This window comes from Lonsdalea quercina subsp. quercina, assembly GCF_000688655.1.
In the GTDB taxonomy this organism is placed as follows: Bacteria; Pseudomonadota; Gammaproteobacteria; order Enterobacterales; family Enterobacteriaceae; genus Lonsdalea; species Lonsdalea quercina.
The window spans coordinates 171374-187041 of record NZ_JIBO01000001.1 but is presented as its reverse complement, the minus strand read 5'-3'; the positions used below and the strand labels follow the sequence as shown (position 1 = coordinate 187041).

Genomic DNA, 15668 nt, shown 5'->3' with positions numbered 1-15668 from the left:
CCCCTCGATATTCACGCCAGACTGGCGAGCGCCGGTGCGGCATCTTATGATGGCCGGCAGTTTGCCCAAGACGTGTTCCCGCCTCGCTCACTCGGACGAAGCCGTGTTGGACGCTCAAGGTGATACCTGTCGCCGTCTGGAGCAATTCGTATAACGCATTTATCGTGATAAGGAAGACACAACATGCACTCCCCCAGCACCCCATTGGACGCTGCCGCCGGCGCGCAACCCGGTTTCGATCTCGCCTCGCGTATTAATCGACTGCGCTCTTCCGCAGGGCTTTGGCGTTTTATCGCCCTGCTTTCGCTCGGGGGATTTTTCGAACTGTATGACCTCTTTCAAACCGCGTACATCAGCAGCGGACTGGTGGCCGAGCACATTTTTCACATGGGCAAAGAGGGTCTATTCCACATTACCGATCAGGCCAGCTTTGCATCGGCCACGTTTCTGGGGCTGTTCGTCGGCGCCAGCCTGCTGGCGCCGTGGGCCGACAGGCTGGGCCGCAAGATGACCTTCATGTATGCGCTGGCCTGGTACGGTGCGCTATCTTTCCTGATGGCGATGCAAAGCAGCGCAGAAGGCGTCATCCTGTGCCGCTTTCTGGTCGGCATAGGGCTAGGGATTGAACTGGTCACCATCGACGCCTATCTCAGCGAATGGATGCCAACCTCTCTGCGCAGCAAGGCATTCGCCTTTGCGTTCTTTATTCAATTTCTTTCGGTGCCGACGGTGGCGCTGATGTCCTGGTGGCTGGTTCCTCACGCCTTTTTCGAGATCAGCGGCTGGCGCTGGGTGGTTATCGCGGGCGCCGCCTGTTCGGTCGTGATCTGGGTGCTGCGCAAAAACCTGCCCGAGTCGGCCCGTTGGCTGGCGCAGCAAGGGCGACATGACGAAGCCCATCAGGTGTTATGCGATATGGAGCAACGTTGCGGCATGACGCCGCAGGGCCATTATGTACACGCTGAGAATACAGCGCAGGAACCGGCTCCGCGCGGCAAATTCCGCGATATCTGGGCGCCCGAATATCGCCAGCGCACGCTGATGCTGGTCGCCATGAATTTCTTCCAGTCCATTGGGTTCTTTGGCTTCGGCAACTGGCTGCCCTCGCTGTTGTCCGGACAAGGCGCGGGGGTTACCCAGAGCCTGTTTTTCGCCTTTTTCATCACGCTGGCCTATCCCATCGGCTGCCTGTTGTGCAGCCTGTACATAGGACGCTTCGAGCATAAATGGCAGATTGTCGGTTCGTGTCTAATGACCGTCGTGTTCGGCTTGCTGTTCACCCAGCAGACGCATCCGCTGCTGCTCATCGCCTGCGGCTTCCTCATCACCTACTCCAACGCCTGGCTGACAATTAGCTACCACGCCTATCAGGCCGAGATTTTCCCGACGCGCATTCGCGCGCGGGCCGTCGGCTTTTGTTACTCATTTAGCCGGCTGTCGACCGCCTTCACCAGCATCCTGATTGGGCTGTTATTGCAGCATGTGGGCAGCGTCAGCGTCGTTATCTTCATCGTATTCAGTATGCTGATGGTGATGCTGTCGGTGGGCGTCTGGGGGCCGAAAACGCGCGGCATTAATCTGGATAATGTCTGACAAACATCAGCGGGCGTCCTGGNGGGCGCCCGCCCTTCTGTCAGTGTTTAATCATGATGTGTCGTACGACCGTATAATCCTCCAACCCATACATCGACATATCTTTGCCGTAACCGGACTGTTTCTGGCCCCCGTGCGGCATTTCGTTGACCAGCATGAAGTGCGTATTTACCCAGGNGCAGCCGTATTGCAGTCGCGCGCTCAGACGATGCGCCCGGCCTAAATCCCGTGTCCAGACGGAGGAAGCCAGCCCGTACGTCGAGTTATTGGCCCACGCCAACACTTCAGACTCATCGTTGAACGCCGTCACGCTGACCACCGGCCCGAACACCTCCTTCTGGACGATCTCATCCTCCTGCAACGCCCCGGCCAGCAGCGTCGGCTGGAAGTAATACCCCGCGCCCGCGNCTTTTTCCCCGCCGGTCACCACCGAAATATGCGGCAGCGCCTTCGCCCGTTCGACGAATCCGGCAACACGGTCGCGATGCGCGGCGGTGATCAACGGCCCCAGCTCCGTGGTTTCATCCTCCGGAGACCCCACTTTGAGTGATGCAATCGCCTCGCCCAACGCCGCCACCAGCCGATCGTAAATCCCCTTCTGGGCATAGACGCGACAGGCGGCGGTACAGTCCTGTCCGGCATTGTAGAAGCCGAAGTTGCGGATCGCCTCGACAGCCGCCGGGATATCCGCGTCGTCAAAGACGATGACCGGCGCTTTGCCGCCCAGTTCCATATGCGTGCGTTTTACCGAAGCCGACGTATGGCGAATGATGTGCTGCCCGGTCGGAATAGAGCCGGTCAACGATACCATGCGCACCTTGTCATGAGCGGTCAGGACATCACCGACGGTAGGTCCGTCCCCAAACACGACGTTCAGCACGCCATCAGGCAGAATACCGACCGCCAGTTCGGCCAGTTTCAGCGTCGTCAGCGGTGTTTGCTCTGAAGGTTTTATGACGGCGCAGTTGCCTGCCGCCAGCGCCGGCCCCAACTTCCAGGCGGCCATCATCAGCGGATAGTTCCAGGGCGCTATGGAGGCGACGACGCCCAGCGGATCGCGACGGATCATCGACGTGTGTTCCTCCAAGTACTCCCCGCTGGCCATCCCGTTCATACAGCGACAGGCGCCCGCGAAGAAGCGGAAGACATCCGCGACCGCCGGGATTTCATCGTTCAGTACGGCATGATACGGCTTGCCGCAGTTGAGCGACTCCAGACGCGAGAAGGTCTCTGCGTTTTCTTCGATACAGTCCGCTATTTGCAGCAGGTAGTCCGCACGCGTTTTCGGCGTGGTCTGTCCCCAGGAGGCGAAAGCCCGATCGGCGCTTTCCACTGCCAGCGCAACCTGCGCCGATGAAGCCTGGGCAATGTGCGCGATTTCCTCTCCGGTGGCCGGATTATAGACCGGCAGCGTACTGCCTTCGCCGGCGACTAAACGTCCGTTGATCACCATTTTTGTCTGCATCATTTTGTCCTCAGTCATGGTTTCGCGTCACAGCACGCACGCTGTGACGTTCATTTTCAGCGGCCTGCGGGCTATTTGCCGTCGCCGGACACCTCTGTGGTTTCTTTTGTGAGATACCAGGCCCCCAAAATCGGGATCATGGTCAAGACCATCAGGCACAGCGCCACAACGTTGGTCACCGGCACGTCGCGCGGCCGCCCAAGTTGATTCAACAGCCAAATCGGCAAGGTACGCTCATGACCTGCGGTAAACGTCGTGACGATAATTTCATCAAAGGACAGCGCGAAGGCCAGCATCCCGCCTGCCAGCAGCGCCGTCGCCAGATTGGGAAGCATGACGTATCGGAAGGTCTGCCAGCCGTCGGCGCCCAGATCCATCGACGCCTCGATCAGAGAGTGGGAAATGCGCCGGAACCGGGCAATGGCATTGTTGAACACAATCACAATGCAAAACGTGGCGTGGCCGATGACGATCGTCATCATGCCTGGCTCGATGTCCGCCGCGTGGAAAGCGGCCAGCAGTGCCAGACCGGTGATAATGCCCGGCAACGCCAGCGGCAGCATCAACATCAGCGTAATGCTGTTCTTTCCGAAAAAATCCCGACGATACAGCGCGGCGGCGGCCAGCGTGCCAAGCACCAGCGCAATCAGCGTGGAAAGACCGGCGATCTGCAACGACAGACTGACGGACTCGACAATATCCCGCCGCTCCGCCGCGAGTTGGAACCAACGGAGCGTGAAGCCTTTAGGCGGGAAGCTGAACGCCGCCTCTTCGGTATTGAACGCGTAAACGGCGATGATCAGCAGCGGAACGTGCAGAAACAGCAGTCCGCCCCAGGCCGCCAGCCGGAGCAGTAACGGCGCGCGTTTAGAGTGCATCGAAGGCCCCCAATCGTTTTACCAGAGAGAGATAAAGGGNAATTAAGACAATCGGCACCAGCGTGAATGCGGCCGCCATAGGCAGGTTGCCGATGGCGCCCTGCTGGGAATACACCATGTTGCCGATGAAATAGCCCGGTGGCCCGACCAGCTGCGGCACGATAAAGTCACCCAGTGTGAGTGAAAACGTGAAGATAGAACCGGCGGCGATGCCCGGCACTGCCAGCGGCAGGATGACATAGCGGAAGGTCTGCTGCGGCTGAGCGCCTAAATCCTCCGAGGCCTGAATGAGTGACACCGGCAGGCGTTCCAGCGCCGCCTGGATCGGCAGGATCATAAATGGCAGCCAGATATAGACGAACACCAGAAAACGCCCCAGTCCGGAGGTCGAGAGCGTGTTACCGCCGATGCCCGGCAGTAGCAGCAGGCTATTCAAGCCCCCTTCCAGCCCGAGGTGACGCAAAAACCACTGAATGACGCCATCCCGCGACAACAGCAGCGTCCAGGCATAGGCCTTAACGATATAACTGGCCCACATCGGCATCATCACCGCGACATAGAAAAAGGCTTTCTGCTTACCCCGCGTATAGCGCGCCATATAATAGGCAATGGGGAACGCTATCACGGCGCTGAACAGCGTGACGCACACAGCCATTACCACCGTGCGCGCGATAATGTCGTAATTCGTCGGGCTGAACAGCGCCGCGATGTTCGCCAGCGTCAGCGTCGGCGACACCGTCATCGTGAAATCGTCAAAGGTATAAAACCCCTGCCACAGCAGCGTCAGAAGCGAACCCAGATAGACGGCGCCGAACCACAGCAGCGGCGGCGCCAGCAGCAGCGCCAGATAAAAACCCGGACGCCGATAGAAAAAGTCGAATAGTCGATGCAACGCGCCTCGACGAACGGCGGGAACCAAGATGTCTGCGGTCGTCATCTCAGCCCACCTCCTGCAGCGCGACCATAGCGCTACGCGCCCAACAGGCGATGAGCGGTTGGCCGATCGTCCAGGCGGGAAGAGTGGAGATACGCTGATGGTTGGTTTCGCTTACCAGCAGACGCTCGCCGGTTTCCAGCATCAGCTCGTAGCGGGTCGCGGCCCCCTGATAGTGAATATCCTTAATCTGCGCCGAGACGCAAATATCCTCCGCGTCCGGCGCGGATTCCAGCAGGCGAATGTGTTCCGGGCGAACGGCGACACGCGCCGCCGCGCCGGTCAGCCGCAGCGCCTGCTCTGCCGACAGCACGTTGGACGTGCCGACAAACTCCGCCACAAACGGCGTCCTGGGGTTCATGTACAGCTCGCGCGGCGTATCCACCTGCTCGATGCGGCCGTTATTAAACACTGCAACCCGATCGGACATCGACAAGGCTTCGCTCTGATCGTGCGTCACGAAAATAAAGGTGATGCCGAGCTGGCGCTGGAGCGTCTTGAGTTCGCCCTGCATCTGCTCGCGCAGTTTGAGGTCCAGCGCGCCGAGCGGCTCATCGAGCAGCAGCACGCTGGGCTGATTGACCAACGCGCGCGCCAGCGCCACGCGCTGACGCTGGCCGCCGGACAGCTGAGCCGGTTTTCGCTCCGCGACAAACCCGAGCGCCACCCGTTCCAGCGCCTCCTGCGATCGGGCGCGACGTTCGCTTTTACCTACGCCCTTCACACGCAGCCCGTAGGCTACGTTATCCAGCACGGTCATATGTGGAAACAGCGCGTAATCCTGAAATACGGTATTTACATCACGCTGATAGGGCGCCAGCCCGGTGGCTTCACGTCCGTGAATGCGGATGGAACCTGAGGAAATCTGTTCGAAGCCGGCGATCAGTCTCAAAGAGGTGGTTTTTCCAGAACCGGACGGGCCGAGCATGGAAAAGAATTCGCCCTCTTTGATGTCGATGGAAACATGATCCACGGCCCGGACATCCCCAAAGAATCGGGATACGTTAATTAATTCCACAGCGTTGGGCATAATAAACTCCTGGCTGATTGGGCTATTCATTGCAGGAATGAAAATCCAATCAAAAATAAAACTAAAACGGCAAACCAATAACGAAAGTGATTTGAATTAAAGAAATTGAACGATTAACCCCTCAGCCGTGAAATAATGAATTTGATTACATCGGCCGAAAGTCTCCTGTTATTTTCTCCATGCGTTAAATCTAACGGCCGCCCATAATGGCAATATAATCTTGGGTCCAGCGGCTGTAAGGGACGTATTTTCCACCTTCTGACTGCGGCGTTTTCCAGAATGCGATTTTATCGAACTGCGTTGCGCCGTTATTTTCACACCCTTCGGCTCCCAGCAGCGCATTGCCTTTACAGGCGGCCGGTACAGCCGGTACGGAGCCGAACCAGGCGGCGACATCGCCCTGCACTTTAGGCTGTAGCGACCAGTTCATCCATTTGTAAGCGCATACCGGATGTTTGGCGTCCGACGCCAGCATGGTGGTGTCCGCCCACCCGGTCACGCCCTCTTTCGGCAATACGGTTCCAATCGGCTGCCCTTCGCTCTTGAGCGCATTCGCCTGATACGGCCAGGCGCTCGATGCCGCCACACCCTCATTTTTGAAATCGCTCATCTGAACGGAGGTGTCGTGCCAATAGCGATGAATCAGCGCGTGTTGGCTGCGTAGCAGCGTCAGCGCCGCCTGATACTGAGGCTCGGTCAGTTGATAAGGGTCGGAAATACCCAGCTCAGGCTGCGTGTGTTTCAGGTACAACGCGGCATCGGCAATATAGATAGGGCCATCGTAAGCCTGCACCCGTCCCTGATTCGCTTTACCGTCGGGCAGCGTCTGCGCAGTAAACACCACCGACCAGCTTTCTGGCGGCGATGGGAAAACCTTGGTGTTATACATCAGCAGGTTAGGCCCCCACTGATACGGGGTGCCATAGATTTTGCCGTCGACCGTGTACCACGGCGCATTGATCAACCGCGGGTCGAGGCTTTTCCAGTTGGGGATAGCGGCAGGCTCAATCGGCTGGACACGCTTGCCATAGATCAGTCGCAGCGAGGCGTCGCCGGAGGCCGTCACCAGATCGTATCCCCCTTTCGCCATCAGGCTGACCATTTCATCCGACGTCGCCGCGGTTTTGACATTGACCTCGCAGCGGGTTTCCTGTTCGAACTGCGTGACCCAATCATAGTTTTTATCGCTTTGCCCCCGTTCGATATAACCAGGCCAGGCAACAATATCGAGACGTCCTTCCCCTTGGGCGGATAATTCCGGCGCGCTCGCGTGGGCTATATTCAACGCACATAAAACGCTCAGACAAATAGCGGACAATGACGTCCCGGTGTAATATTTTTCCATACTGTTCCCCCGTCAAGATTGGCTTATTTGTGGCACAGCAACCCCACCCATTTTTTATTATCTGCGCCTGCGTTTTATAATAAGAAAATACTATCGCCAGAATGCGCCATTAAAATTGTCGTTTAAATTTGGCCATAATATGCCGAACCACGGTGTAACTTTGTAATGAATAACTCGAAAGATCATTGCCATATCCAGAACGCTTTAATCCTCCGTGCGGCATTTCGCTAACAAGCGAAAAATGGCTATTAATCCATGTCGTCCCGTATTGCAAACTGGCGGCTACCTGCATGGCGGTATCGATATTCTGCGTCCAGACCGATGACGCCAGCCCATACTCCGATTCGTTCGACCACAGCAGCGCTTCTTCGAGCGACGTAAACCGGGTGACGCTGACCACCGGGCCGAAGACCTCCCTCTGCACAATCTCGTCGCTTTGCAGGCAACCCGCTAACAGCGTCGGCGGGTAGTAAAAGCCAGGGCCATCCACCGCGTCTCTGCCCGTGATGCGTTCTATGTGCGGTTGACTCAGCGCGCGTTCGACGAAACTGGAAACCCGGTCGCGCTGGCGGGCGCTGATCAGCGGTCCCAAATGGTTGTCTTCATCTCGCGGCTGCGCCAGACGCAGACGGGACACCGCGGCTCCGAGCGCGTCAACCAGCTGCCTATAGATGCCCGCCTGTGCGTACACCCGACAGGCGGAGGTACAGTCCTGTCCCGCGTTATAATAACCCCAGGTGGCGATCGCATTGACGGCATCATCAATATCCGCGTCGTCACAGACGATAACCGGCGCTTTACCCCCCAGCTCCAGGTGAGTGCGCTTCACGTTGCTGACGGCGGCGTTCAAAATTCGCTGACCGGTCACAATATCACCGGTCACGGACACCATCCGAACTTTCTGATGATTGACCAGCGCGCTGCCGGCGCTTTCGCCGCTGCCGCTGATGATATTCAGCACCCCCGGCGGCAGTAACGTATTCAAAGTAGGCGCCAGCGCCAGTATGCTCAGCGGCGTGTGTTCGGAAGGCTTGAATACGACGGTGTTGCCCGCCGCCAGCGCCGGCGCGATTTTCCAGGCCGCCATCATCAGCGGATAATTCCACGGCGCGATGGAGGCCACGACGCCAACGGGATCCCGGCGAATCATGGACGTATGCCCGTCCAGATACTCTCCCGCCAACTGTCCCTGCTGGCAACGCACCGCGCCAGCAAAAAAGCGAAAGACATCGACGGCGGCGGGAAGATCATCGTTGAGCGCCTGATATAACGGTTTGCCGCAGTTAATGGCCTCCAGCTGCGCCAGCGACGCGGCCTGTTGCTCTATCGCTTCCGCAATTCGCAACAGCGCAATGGCGCGCTGCGCGGGTGTGGTCCTGGCCCATGCGGGGAACGCTCGCTGAGCCGCCTCCACCGCCTCATCGATCTGGGCGGCGGACGTTTCTCCCAGTCTGGCGACGATCTCCCCATTAGCGGGATTAACGATGTCCTGCATCGTTCCTTCGCCCTCAATCAACTGCCCATCAATCAGTTGCCTGCTGGAAAAGCGGGCAATAATTTCCTCATCCGACATCGCGTTTCCCTGTCTCTAATTCCGCGCCCCGGAAGGGAATTGCGCATAAAACCGACGCCATCGTAGCGTGAGATATGACGTTTGAAACACAATAAGGAAACTCGGCGGGCGCCAACCACTATTAATTATTGAATGCAGCATTCGAATAAATCGAATGCTGTTTGATTTTCATGCAGAAAGGATTACGAACTTTTGCGCAACCCGCTGTTTTCGCGGGCCACGCTGAGAAAGGGGGAAACCAGTTTCGGCCGTGTACTACCACGACGCCAGGCCATACCGATTTCTAATGGCTCGATAGGATCGGTCAATTTGCACGCTTCTATCATATTTCCTTCCAGCGACCAGGCGCGATAAGTCATGTCCGGAAGGATGGAAAGCCCCATCCCGGCCGCGACGAGGCTTCGCACGGCTTCAGTCGAAGTGGTCTTCATGGCGATTTCCGGTTTCAGACTGGCTTTACGCCATATCCGCCGGGCGTGGATATCCATTTCATCCACATTGAGTTGAATCAGCGGCTCCGTCACTACATCGGCCAGGCTGATACTCTCGCGCTCTAACAGTGGATGCAGCGGCGGCAGCCACAGGCGGTACGGCGAATGACAAAGCACTTCGGTCTGCAAAGCATCGCGATCTTCGAGATTGGAGAGGATGAGCACGCCGATGTCGATCTCGCCGCTCACCAGCAGATGTTCGATGTAGCGGCGCTCATCCTCCACCACCTGCACCACCACATTGGGATAGGCGTCTTTGAAATGCTTGAGCAGGTCGACCAGAAAATAGCCCGCCACCAGGCTTGTCACGCCCACGGTCAGGGAGCCGGTGACGCTTTCAGTACCGGTTCTCAGGCTACGGGTGGCGTTTTCCACCGTCGCCAGAATCAGGTAGGACTGACGTAAAAACTGATGCCCCTGATGCGTCAGCGTCATGCCCTTGGCATGACGTTCGAACAACCGCACCCCGGTTTCTGTTTCCAATTGCTGAATGGCCAGCGTGAGGGACGACTGTGAAACAAAGGCCGTTTGGGCGGCGGCCGAAATGGAGCCGGTCTCGGCAACCGCGATAAAGTGCCGAATTTGACGTAGCGTTAACATACTCGCCAAGCGCCTCTTTATAATGAGTCAATGGTCAATAGATATCACGCCATTCGTTTTATCGAAAGCACCGTCATTTTATGAACGCGCCACGTTTCCCTCTTTCGTCATCGAGCCTTGATTCGACGCGCTGCGTACCACCGCCACGAAATACAGCCGCCGTTAATACTCTGTCCTCGTAGCGGATAAAAACGCACCACCGAATACGAGAACGCCTTAGTCCGCGACGATCGACACGTTGATTGTCCTCGCAACGGCGTTTAGCGCCATAAATCACTGGCCTGCGATTTATATCTTTTTGACGTAATGCATTGCCAGATTCGTGCTTTTGATTCGCGAGCCGGCGTTGTTATAAGTGGGCTATCTCTATCACCGCCAGCGAGACTCTGCACATGATGGCTATCCAGGCACCGCAAACCTACCTCAACCGTGACGGGTTGATCAGCGAATTGGGCGACTTTATCGAGCCGCTAGCCTCACGCATTCTCATCATCACCGGCACTCAAGCCTGGCAGGCGACGTCTCAGGCTATAGAGTCCAGCCTGCGCCAACACAACATCCTGTACGAAGTGGCCTTCCAGCAAGGTCCGTGTACTCATCAGGCTATCGACCAACTGGCGACGGCGGCCAGAACGTGGAACGCCGAGCTGATTCTGGGCGTCGGCGGCGGCCGGGCGCTGGACTGCGCGAAGGCCGTCGGCGACCTCCTCGGTCAACTGCCGGTGGTCGCCGTCCCGACCATTGCCGCCACCTGTGCCGCCTGGTCGCCGATCAGCGTGATCTATGACGGCAGAGGCGCGCATGTCGCCCCCTTGCCGTTGAAACGACTGCCGGTGTGGGTCCTGGTGGACAGTGAGGTGATAGCACGCAGTCCCGCACGCTATCTCAAAGCCGGCATCGTGGATGCGCTCGCGAAGTGGTACGAGTTCCAACCTTATTTGCAGGCGGATACCACATCGCTGGCGCTGATGTTGAAGGCGCAGGCCGCGGGTCTGGCGCTGGAAACCTTTAACCGTCACGGCGACCAGGCGCTGAAGGATATTGAAGCGCAGCGCGTCACGAGCGCGCTGCGGCAGGTCATCGACGCCAATATTGCGCTGGCGGGACTAGCGAATAGCATGAAGGACGATGTGGCCCGCGTCGGCGTCGCACACGCCATTCATAACAGCATGACCCGCCTGCCCGAGCTGCATCACTGGCTGCACGGCGAGAAAGTGGGTTTCGGGCTGGTGGTTCAGGCGCTGCTCAATACCGAGCGGGAAGAGGAGAGGCAGCCGCTGCTGGCACTGCTGTCCCGCTTCGGCAGTCCGTTGACGTTAACCCAGTTGGGGCTGGCGGAAAAACCGGAGCAAGTACAAAGTATTGCGCGCCATGTGCGCATTCGTTCCGCCACGCTCCTGCCTTTCGCCGTGGATAGCGATGCGATACTGAAAGCGCTGTGGAAGACCGAGCACCTGACGGCCGTCACCGCTTAACGTAAATCGCCCCCTGCTTCTGGACCTCGGCGGTGGCGGCAGAGCGCCACTCCGCCACCGCCCTATGACGACAGACACCGAAACCAACCGAAGACGTGTGCGTCAAAATCCCGTAAACAACGTCAAACTTGCTAAGGCGTCGGCCTTTGCCCACGACTCCGCTGCCCGCATTGTTAAGCCCGTCAGGTCCCACCAACGCCCTCTCACCCTTATCGACGGAGATTGTCTGCGCGCTGGCCGCATCATTGACCGTTCCAAATCGCCCTGCGTCGGGCGTTTCGTCAGGCGCACACGCTGTAAACGATGTTCATCACTGAGCGATTGAAACGATTTATCCTTCCGCTGACACTGGATACCTCATGTTTTCGCTCTGTATCTCCGCTATATTATCTGTGGTTCCGGACCCGACAACGTGTAAAACTTCGATGCAGAATCAAGTTCTATCCACTATGTAACCGTTATCACCCGTGGCGGCGAGGAGAGGATACAACCTGGTTTTTATCTGGAACCCATCGTTCAATTATGCAGGAGGCGTAATACATGCAGAGGAAAAAGAAGATAGGGTACACGATAGCTGCCGTCATCGTGTTGCTGGCGCTGATCGGGGTCCTCCTGTTCAGAGACAGCAGCGATGCGTTATGGAAAACGGTTACCGAGCAGTGCGTTCCCAATCAGCAGCAGGGCCGTCCCGCGCCTTGTCTTGCGGTCAATAGCCATACTCAATCCGCGCTACTAAAAGACAAAAATGGTCCTCACCACGACCTACTGATCCCGACGGAGAAAATCTCCGGGATCGAAAGCCCGGCGTTGCAAGCGCATAGCACTCCCCCCTTTTTCGCTGCCGCCTGGGAGGCCCGTAAGCATCTTTCCACCGAAGCGGGCAAATCGCTGCCGGATGATATTCTCGTGCTGNCCGTCAACTCACGCTATGCGCGCACGCAGGAACAGCTACACATCCATATTTCCTGCCTGCGGCCCGAAGCCTACCAGACGCTGCGCGAGCAGGGTAATACCCTGTCGACCGACTGGCAGCCACTGGGCGAAGAACTGCGTGGACATCGCTATCTGGCGAAGAAGCTGACCACGCAGGATTTGACGCGAGACGATCCGTTCAAAGAGCTTTACGCCTATGTACAGCGTCAGGGAGATAGCCTAGACAACTACGGACTGGCGCTGACCGTCACGCCCGATGGAGAGAAACTGCTGCTGGCTAACCGGGGCGCACGCTTCGCCTTTAACCGCGGCTCGACCTCTGAGCTGATCGACACCCAGTGCTCGCTGGCACATTAATCGATGACGGGATCCGTTACCGGGTCCCGTATTTTTTTCAGGCCATCGCCTGCGACATGAGCGCGAACGCCCGAGGCCCCTTGGCATCGTTCTTCCACGGTTCGCCGCGCACCATCACCACCGGCGTATCCACCTGCGTCAGTCCGTAGCAAGATAACTCTCCGCCCAGCCCCTGAGCCGCATCCGTATCGATACGCACAAAATCGCGCACTCTGTCCTGCATGAGCTGTGCGACGATCCGCAGCGCATCCGGCAAGCGCCTGGCGATGACCGGACCGACTGTCCAGCCGCGTCCGAAACGACGGCTGGCGCCCCACCCGACAATGCGATCGTCCTCTTCCAAAATCCAGAGTTCGGCATGATGGAACAGATAGGATACAAGCGTCGACCGCATCAGACCGTTGGCCTGCCTATCCTGTTCAATTAATACGGGGAGATCCTCCTCGCGGGCGAGGCGAAGACGCTGTCCGGCCGAGCTATGCACGCGCGGGGCCGCCTGTAGACAAGGCGTCTGAAACTGCTGGGTTTTACCGATCGCCCTAAAGCCCAACGACTGATACAGGGGGAGTCCGGCGACAGTGGCATGCAGCCTGAGCTGTCGGTCGCCCAGTGCTGCCATTTTCTGTTCCAGCAGGAGTCGGCCAATGCCCCGCCCCTGAAATTTATCCTCGACCACAATCAAACCGAGGGTGGCCCATTCCGCGCCCCAACGCCAGCTCAGCGCCGTGCCTACCACCTGCCCGTCACACTCGGCGACCATCCCCTCGCCGAGCCGCAACGCTTCCTGCCAGTCCTCCACCCGATGCGGCCAGTGAAGCTGCTGGGTAAGCCGATAACCGGCCGAAGCGTCGGCTTGCATCATCGGCCGCAACATAATGTCCATTCCCCTTATCCTCTCATTAGGCTGACGTTGCGTTGGTGTCGTTTCTCGGACAACGCTCCAAGTCAAAACCGATTAGAGAACGCTGCCCCAGGCATCCGCCCGTCGATGAATCACTTTGCGAACCTATCCGAAGCCTCGTCCAAACGCAATGCCGCGATGTCCGCGGTCAGCGCGTTGATAGATACCGCTCGCGCCTTGCCAAGAATAGCTGAACTGGCATAAGGCGATTTTTGCATCGCCCCTCCGAGAAGGCCGAGCTCTGCGACCGCGTTTATGTCTCAACAATAGGGAATGTCATGGCCGAAAACGGCATACTTACCGGATAAACGTAATTTGCACGGTGAATGTTGAGGTGCGCTGCATACCCGCCATCAGCTCAACAAAAACTAAGCAATAATTTGCTTATTATCATCGTTCACAACTGATTTATCTTTATGGCCTTATTTTATCTCACCGGACATAACTTTCCCTCTCTAATAAAAAAGGATATTATTATGAGAATTGAATCGCCGAAAAATTAAGTCTCTAATAACATAACCACTAATCAAAACCGGATTATATCTAAGCCTAATGCTACAAGGAGTGTAATATTATGGTCCAACGAACGGTAGCATCCACCCATTATTTTGAGATGATATACAAAACCTTGAAAATAATCCCAATCGGTGATCTTTTTCTCGCGCAGGGAACTCCATTGCGGCAGAGGAAACCCGATAAAGGCCGAAGATATCAGACGCGTTCAGCAAGGCCGAAAAGCAAAGAATCAGTTTACTGTCAAAAGCAGCCTACCAAACACCCTTACCTCATCGCCAATACTTTCGAACGCGTTTTCTCTGTAAACGATTCCACAATTTACTTCTCGTTTATTTTATTACCATTAATAGTGTTTTATTCTCTTTACCCTCAGGCTCTGCTTAGGCATTATTTTCGGGCAAAAGTCACCACCGGTTCCCCCCCTTTATTTTCACTTTAACGATGTGAGTTCTATGAAAATCAATTATTTTATACACGATACGATTAAGCCTTATTTCACACTATCGCCTCACCCTCTTTGTCGAGCGATGATTAAACCGCGTACAAAATTCAAGACAAAGAAGATATGGACTCGTCACGAAGATGCGATGCGCCGGGAGGAAAAGACGGGTCACCGTGGGCCGCTGATTATGCGGTCACGGCGCTGGAAATATTTCGCCAACGGGGAATTCTATTTGCTGTACAGTCGACGTCAGCAGCAGGCCGCCAACGGGGTGACTCCACAGGGTGAGAGGGGGATCACGGATGCACTCAAAAAGTGGACTCAAAGCCACCTCAACCTGCTGCCGAGCACGCTGGCTCTCAGACCAGTCGAGGGATCCCATGACTGACGTTAACTGGACCCTGTTTCTCATCGCCTCATTTACCTTTTGCGCCATTCCCGGAAAAGATGTGCGGTGCATTACCGGTAACTTTGATCGGTTTGGCAAGAAAGCCGCGCTGAGCGGAATCGTCGGTCTGGCGCTGGGGTACTCTTGCTATGTCATTTTATCCTGGCTGATCGTCAGCTTCACGCTGGCGGCTTCCCCCGTCGTGCTGACCGTCCTCAAGCTGTTGGGCGCCTTGTTTCTAATCTGGGAAGGTAGTCGCATTTACCGCATGCCCCCGGCGTCGCGTTATTTGTCTAAATATACGAAGATGACGACGGCACATCCGTCATCCTTTTTTCTACAGGGGACAACCCGCAGCCTCCAGAACCTCCAGGCGGGCCTCTTTTCTCTCTCCTTCTTTTCCCAGTTCATGACCCCGAACAGCTCTGGCGATATGTTTATTCTAATGGGAACGCTGTTTTGCCTGGGGACTTCCGCTTTCAATCTGGCGTATTGCTACTTGTCTCCCTGGCTTAAGAGGTTGTCCGTCAACGACATCGACTTTTTCCTTTCCAAGGTCCCGGCAATGCTGATGTTGGCTATCGGCAGTTGGATGACATGTGAAATTGCCTGGGAGGTCATGCCGGAGTAGCGAGAAGAGGACAAACGCCTCGCGATGCGCCAGCCGGTTGACTGTCGGGCGCATCGCGCGGCGCTCGTTAAATAGAAGATCGACCGTTCCATCAGGGAGAACGCGCCCGGTATCAG

13 protein-coding genes are annotated in these 15668 nt (G+C 56.9%); 5 read left to right on the top strand and 8 right to left on the bottom strand.

Annotated features, from left to right (window positions below; genetic code table 11):
• The first annotated feature begins 183 nt into the window (after nucleotides 1-183).
• Nucleotides 184-1593: an MFS transporter gene (locus RZ35_RS00710; protein WP_026741576.1), complete on the top strand. Its 1410-nt coding sequence runs from the start codon at nucleotides 184-186 to the stop codon at nucleotides 1591-1593.
• A 40-nt stretch (nucleotides 1594-1633) separates the two neighbouring features.
• Here RZ35_RS00710 and patD read toward each other — a convergent pair whose 3' ends face one another.
• The 7 genes from patD to RZ35_RS00675 all read right to left on the bottom strand — a co-directional run bounded on the left by patD (nucleotide 1634) and on the right by RZ35_RS00675 (nucleotide 9909).
• On the bottom strand, nucleotides 1634-3058 hold the full coding sequence (gene patD, locus RZ35_RS00705; RefSeq protein ID WP_026741575.1) for an aminobutyraldehyde dehydrogenase: 1425 nt from the start codon (nucleotides 3056-3058) through the stop codon (nucleotides 1634-1636).
• A 71-nt stretch (nucleotides 3059-3129) separates the two neighbouring features.
• Nucleotides 3130-3936, bottom strand: coding sequence for an ABC transporter permease (locus tag RZ35_RS00700; RefSeq protein WP_026741574.1), 807 nt, complete (start codon nucleotides 3934-3936; stop codon nucleotides 3130-3132).
• The gene (locus tag RZ35_RS00695) at nucleotides 3926-4873 is read right to left on the bottom strand and encodes an ABC transporter permease (protein WP_036152270.1); all 948 of its coding nucleotides are present in this window, start codon (nucleotides 4871-4873) and stop codon (nucleotides 3926-3928) included. Before RZ35_RS00695 ends, RZ35_RS00700 begins: the two co-directional genes overlap by 11 nt.
• Before the next feature lies 1 nt (nucleotide 4874).
• Nucleotides 4875-5900 carry an ABC transporter ATP-binding protein gene (locus RZ35_RS00690; protein WP_026741572.1) on the bottom strand — a complete coding sequence of 342 codons (1026 nt, stop codon included), beginning with the start codon at nucleotides 5898-5900 and terminating at the stop codon, nucleotides 4875-4877.
• 190 nt (nucleotides 5901-6090) lie between these two features.
• Nucleotides 6091-7245 (bottom strand): putative ABC transporter substrate-binding protein YdcS, encoded by a 1155-nt coding sequence (gene ydcS / locus RZ35_RS00685; protein WP_026741571.1) that lies wholly within the window; start codon nucleotides 7243-7245, stop codon nucleotides 6091-6093.
• Between the two features lie 109 nt (nucleotides 7246-7354).
• The gene (locus RZ35_RS00680) at nucleotides 7355-8818 is read right to left on the bottom strand and encodes a gamma-aminobutyraldehyde dehydrogenase (RefSeq protein WP_026741570.1); all 1464 of its coding nucleotides are present in this window, start codon (nucleotides 8816-8818) and stop codon (nucleotides 7355-7357) included.
• Nucleotides 8819-9000: 182 nt separating this feature from the next.
• A complete protein-coding gene (locus tag RZ35_RS00675; RefSeq protein WP_026741569.1) occupies nucleotides 9001-9909 on the bottom strand; it encodes a LysR substrate-binding domain-containing protein in 909 nt (302 codons plus the stop codon).
• A gap of 392 nt (nucleotides 9910-10301) precedes the next feature.
• Between RZ35_RS00675 and RZ35_RS00670 the strand changes: the two genes are divergently transcribed.
• Both RZ35_RS00670 and RZ35_RS00665 read left to right on the top strand, forming a co-directional pair.
• The gene (locus RZ35_RS00670) at nucleotides 10302-11384 is read left to right on the top strand and encodes an iron-containing alcohol dehydrogenase family protein (protein ID WP_026741568.1); all 1083 of its coding nucleotides are present in this window, start codon (nucleotides 10302-10304) and stop codon (nucleotides 11382-11384) included.
• A gap of 540 nt (nucleotides 11385-11924) precedes the next feature.
• On the top strand, nucleotides 11925-12674 hold the full coding sequence (locus tag RZ35_RS00665) for a CDP-diacylglycerol diphosphatase (RefSeq protein ID WP_026741567.1): 750 nt from the start codon (nucleotides 11925-11927) through the stop codon (nucleotides 12672-12674).
• Between the two features lie 37 nt (nucleotides 12675-12711).
• On the opposite strand, the gene RZ35_RS00660 is transcribed toward RZ35_RS00665, so the two are convergent.
• On the bottom strand, nucleotides 12712-13557 hold the full coding sequence (locus tag RZ35_RS00660) for a GNAT family N-acetyltransferase (RefSeq protein WP_026741566.1): 846 nt from the start codon (nucleotides 13555-13557) through the stop codon (nucleotides 12712-12714).
• A 986-nt stretch (nucleotides 13558-14543) separates the two neighbouring features.
• Between RZ35_RS00660 and RZ35_RS17885 the strand changes: the two genes are divergently transcribed.
• A complete protein-coding gene (locus RZ35_RS17885) occupies nucleotides 14544-14921 on the top strand; it encodes a hypothetical protein (RefSeq protein ID WP_026741564.1) in 378 nt (125 codons plus the stop codon).
• Complete coding sequence (locus RZ35_RS00645) at nucleotides 14914-15552, top strand: LysE family translocator (RefSeq protein WP_026741563.1); 639 nt, start codon at nucleotides 14914-14916, stop codon at nucleotides 15550-15552. Before RZ35_RS17885 ends, RZ35_RS00645 begins: the two co-directional genes overlap by 8 nt.
• Nucleotides 15553-15668 lie beyond the last annotated feature (116 nt).

What these genes read in the sequence shown, in the direction of transcription:
- RZ35_RS00710 (WP_026741576.1), top strand. Translation starts at nt 184, where the DNA reads ATGCACTCCCCCAGCACCCCATTGGACGCTGCCGCCGGCGCGCAACCC.
- RZ35_RS00700 (WP_026741574.1), bottom strand. Translation starts at nt 3,936, where the DNA reads ATGCACTCTAAACGCGCGCCGTTACTGCTCCGGCTGGCGGCCTGGGGC.
- RZ35_RS00690 (WP_026741572.1), bottom strand. Translation starts at nt 5,900, where the DNA reads ATGCCCAACGCTGTGGAATTAATTAACGTATCCCGATTCTTTGGGGAT.
- ydcS (WP_026741571.1), bottom strand. Translation starts at nt 7,245, where the DNA reads ATGGAAAAATATTACACCGGGACGTCATTGTCCGCTATTTGTCTGAGC.
- RZ35_RS00680 (WP_026741570.1), bottom strand. Translation starts at nt 8,818, where the DNA reads ATGTCGGATGAGGAAATTATTGCCCGCTTTTCCAGCAGGCAACTGATT.
- RZ35_RS00675 (WP_026741569.1), bottom strand. Translation starts at nt 9,909, where the DNA reads ATGTTAACGCTACGTCAAATTCGGCACTTTATCGCGGTTGCCGAGACC.
- RZ35_RS00670 (WP_026741568.1), top strand. Translation starts at nt 10,302, where the DNA reads ATGATGGCTATCCAGGCACCGCAAACCTACCTCAACCGTGACGGGTTG.
- RZ35_RS00660 (WP_026741566.1), bottom strand. Translation starts at nt 13,557, where the DNA reads ATGGACATTATGTTGCGGCCGATGATGCAAGCCGACGCTTCGGCCGGT.
- RZ35_RS17885 (WP_026741564.1), top strand. Translation starts at nt 14,544, where the DNA reads ATGAAAATCAATTATTTTATACACGATACGATTAAGCCTTATTTCACA.
- RZ35_RS00645 (WP_026741563.1), top strand. Translation starts at nt 14,914, where the DNA reads ATGACTGACGTTAACTGGACCCTGTTTCTCATCGCCTCATTTACCTTT.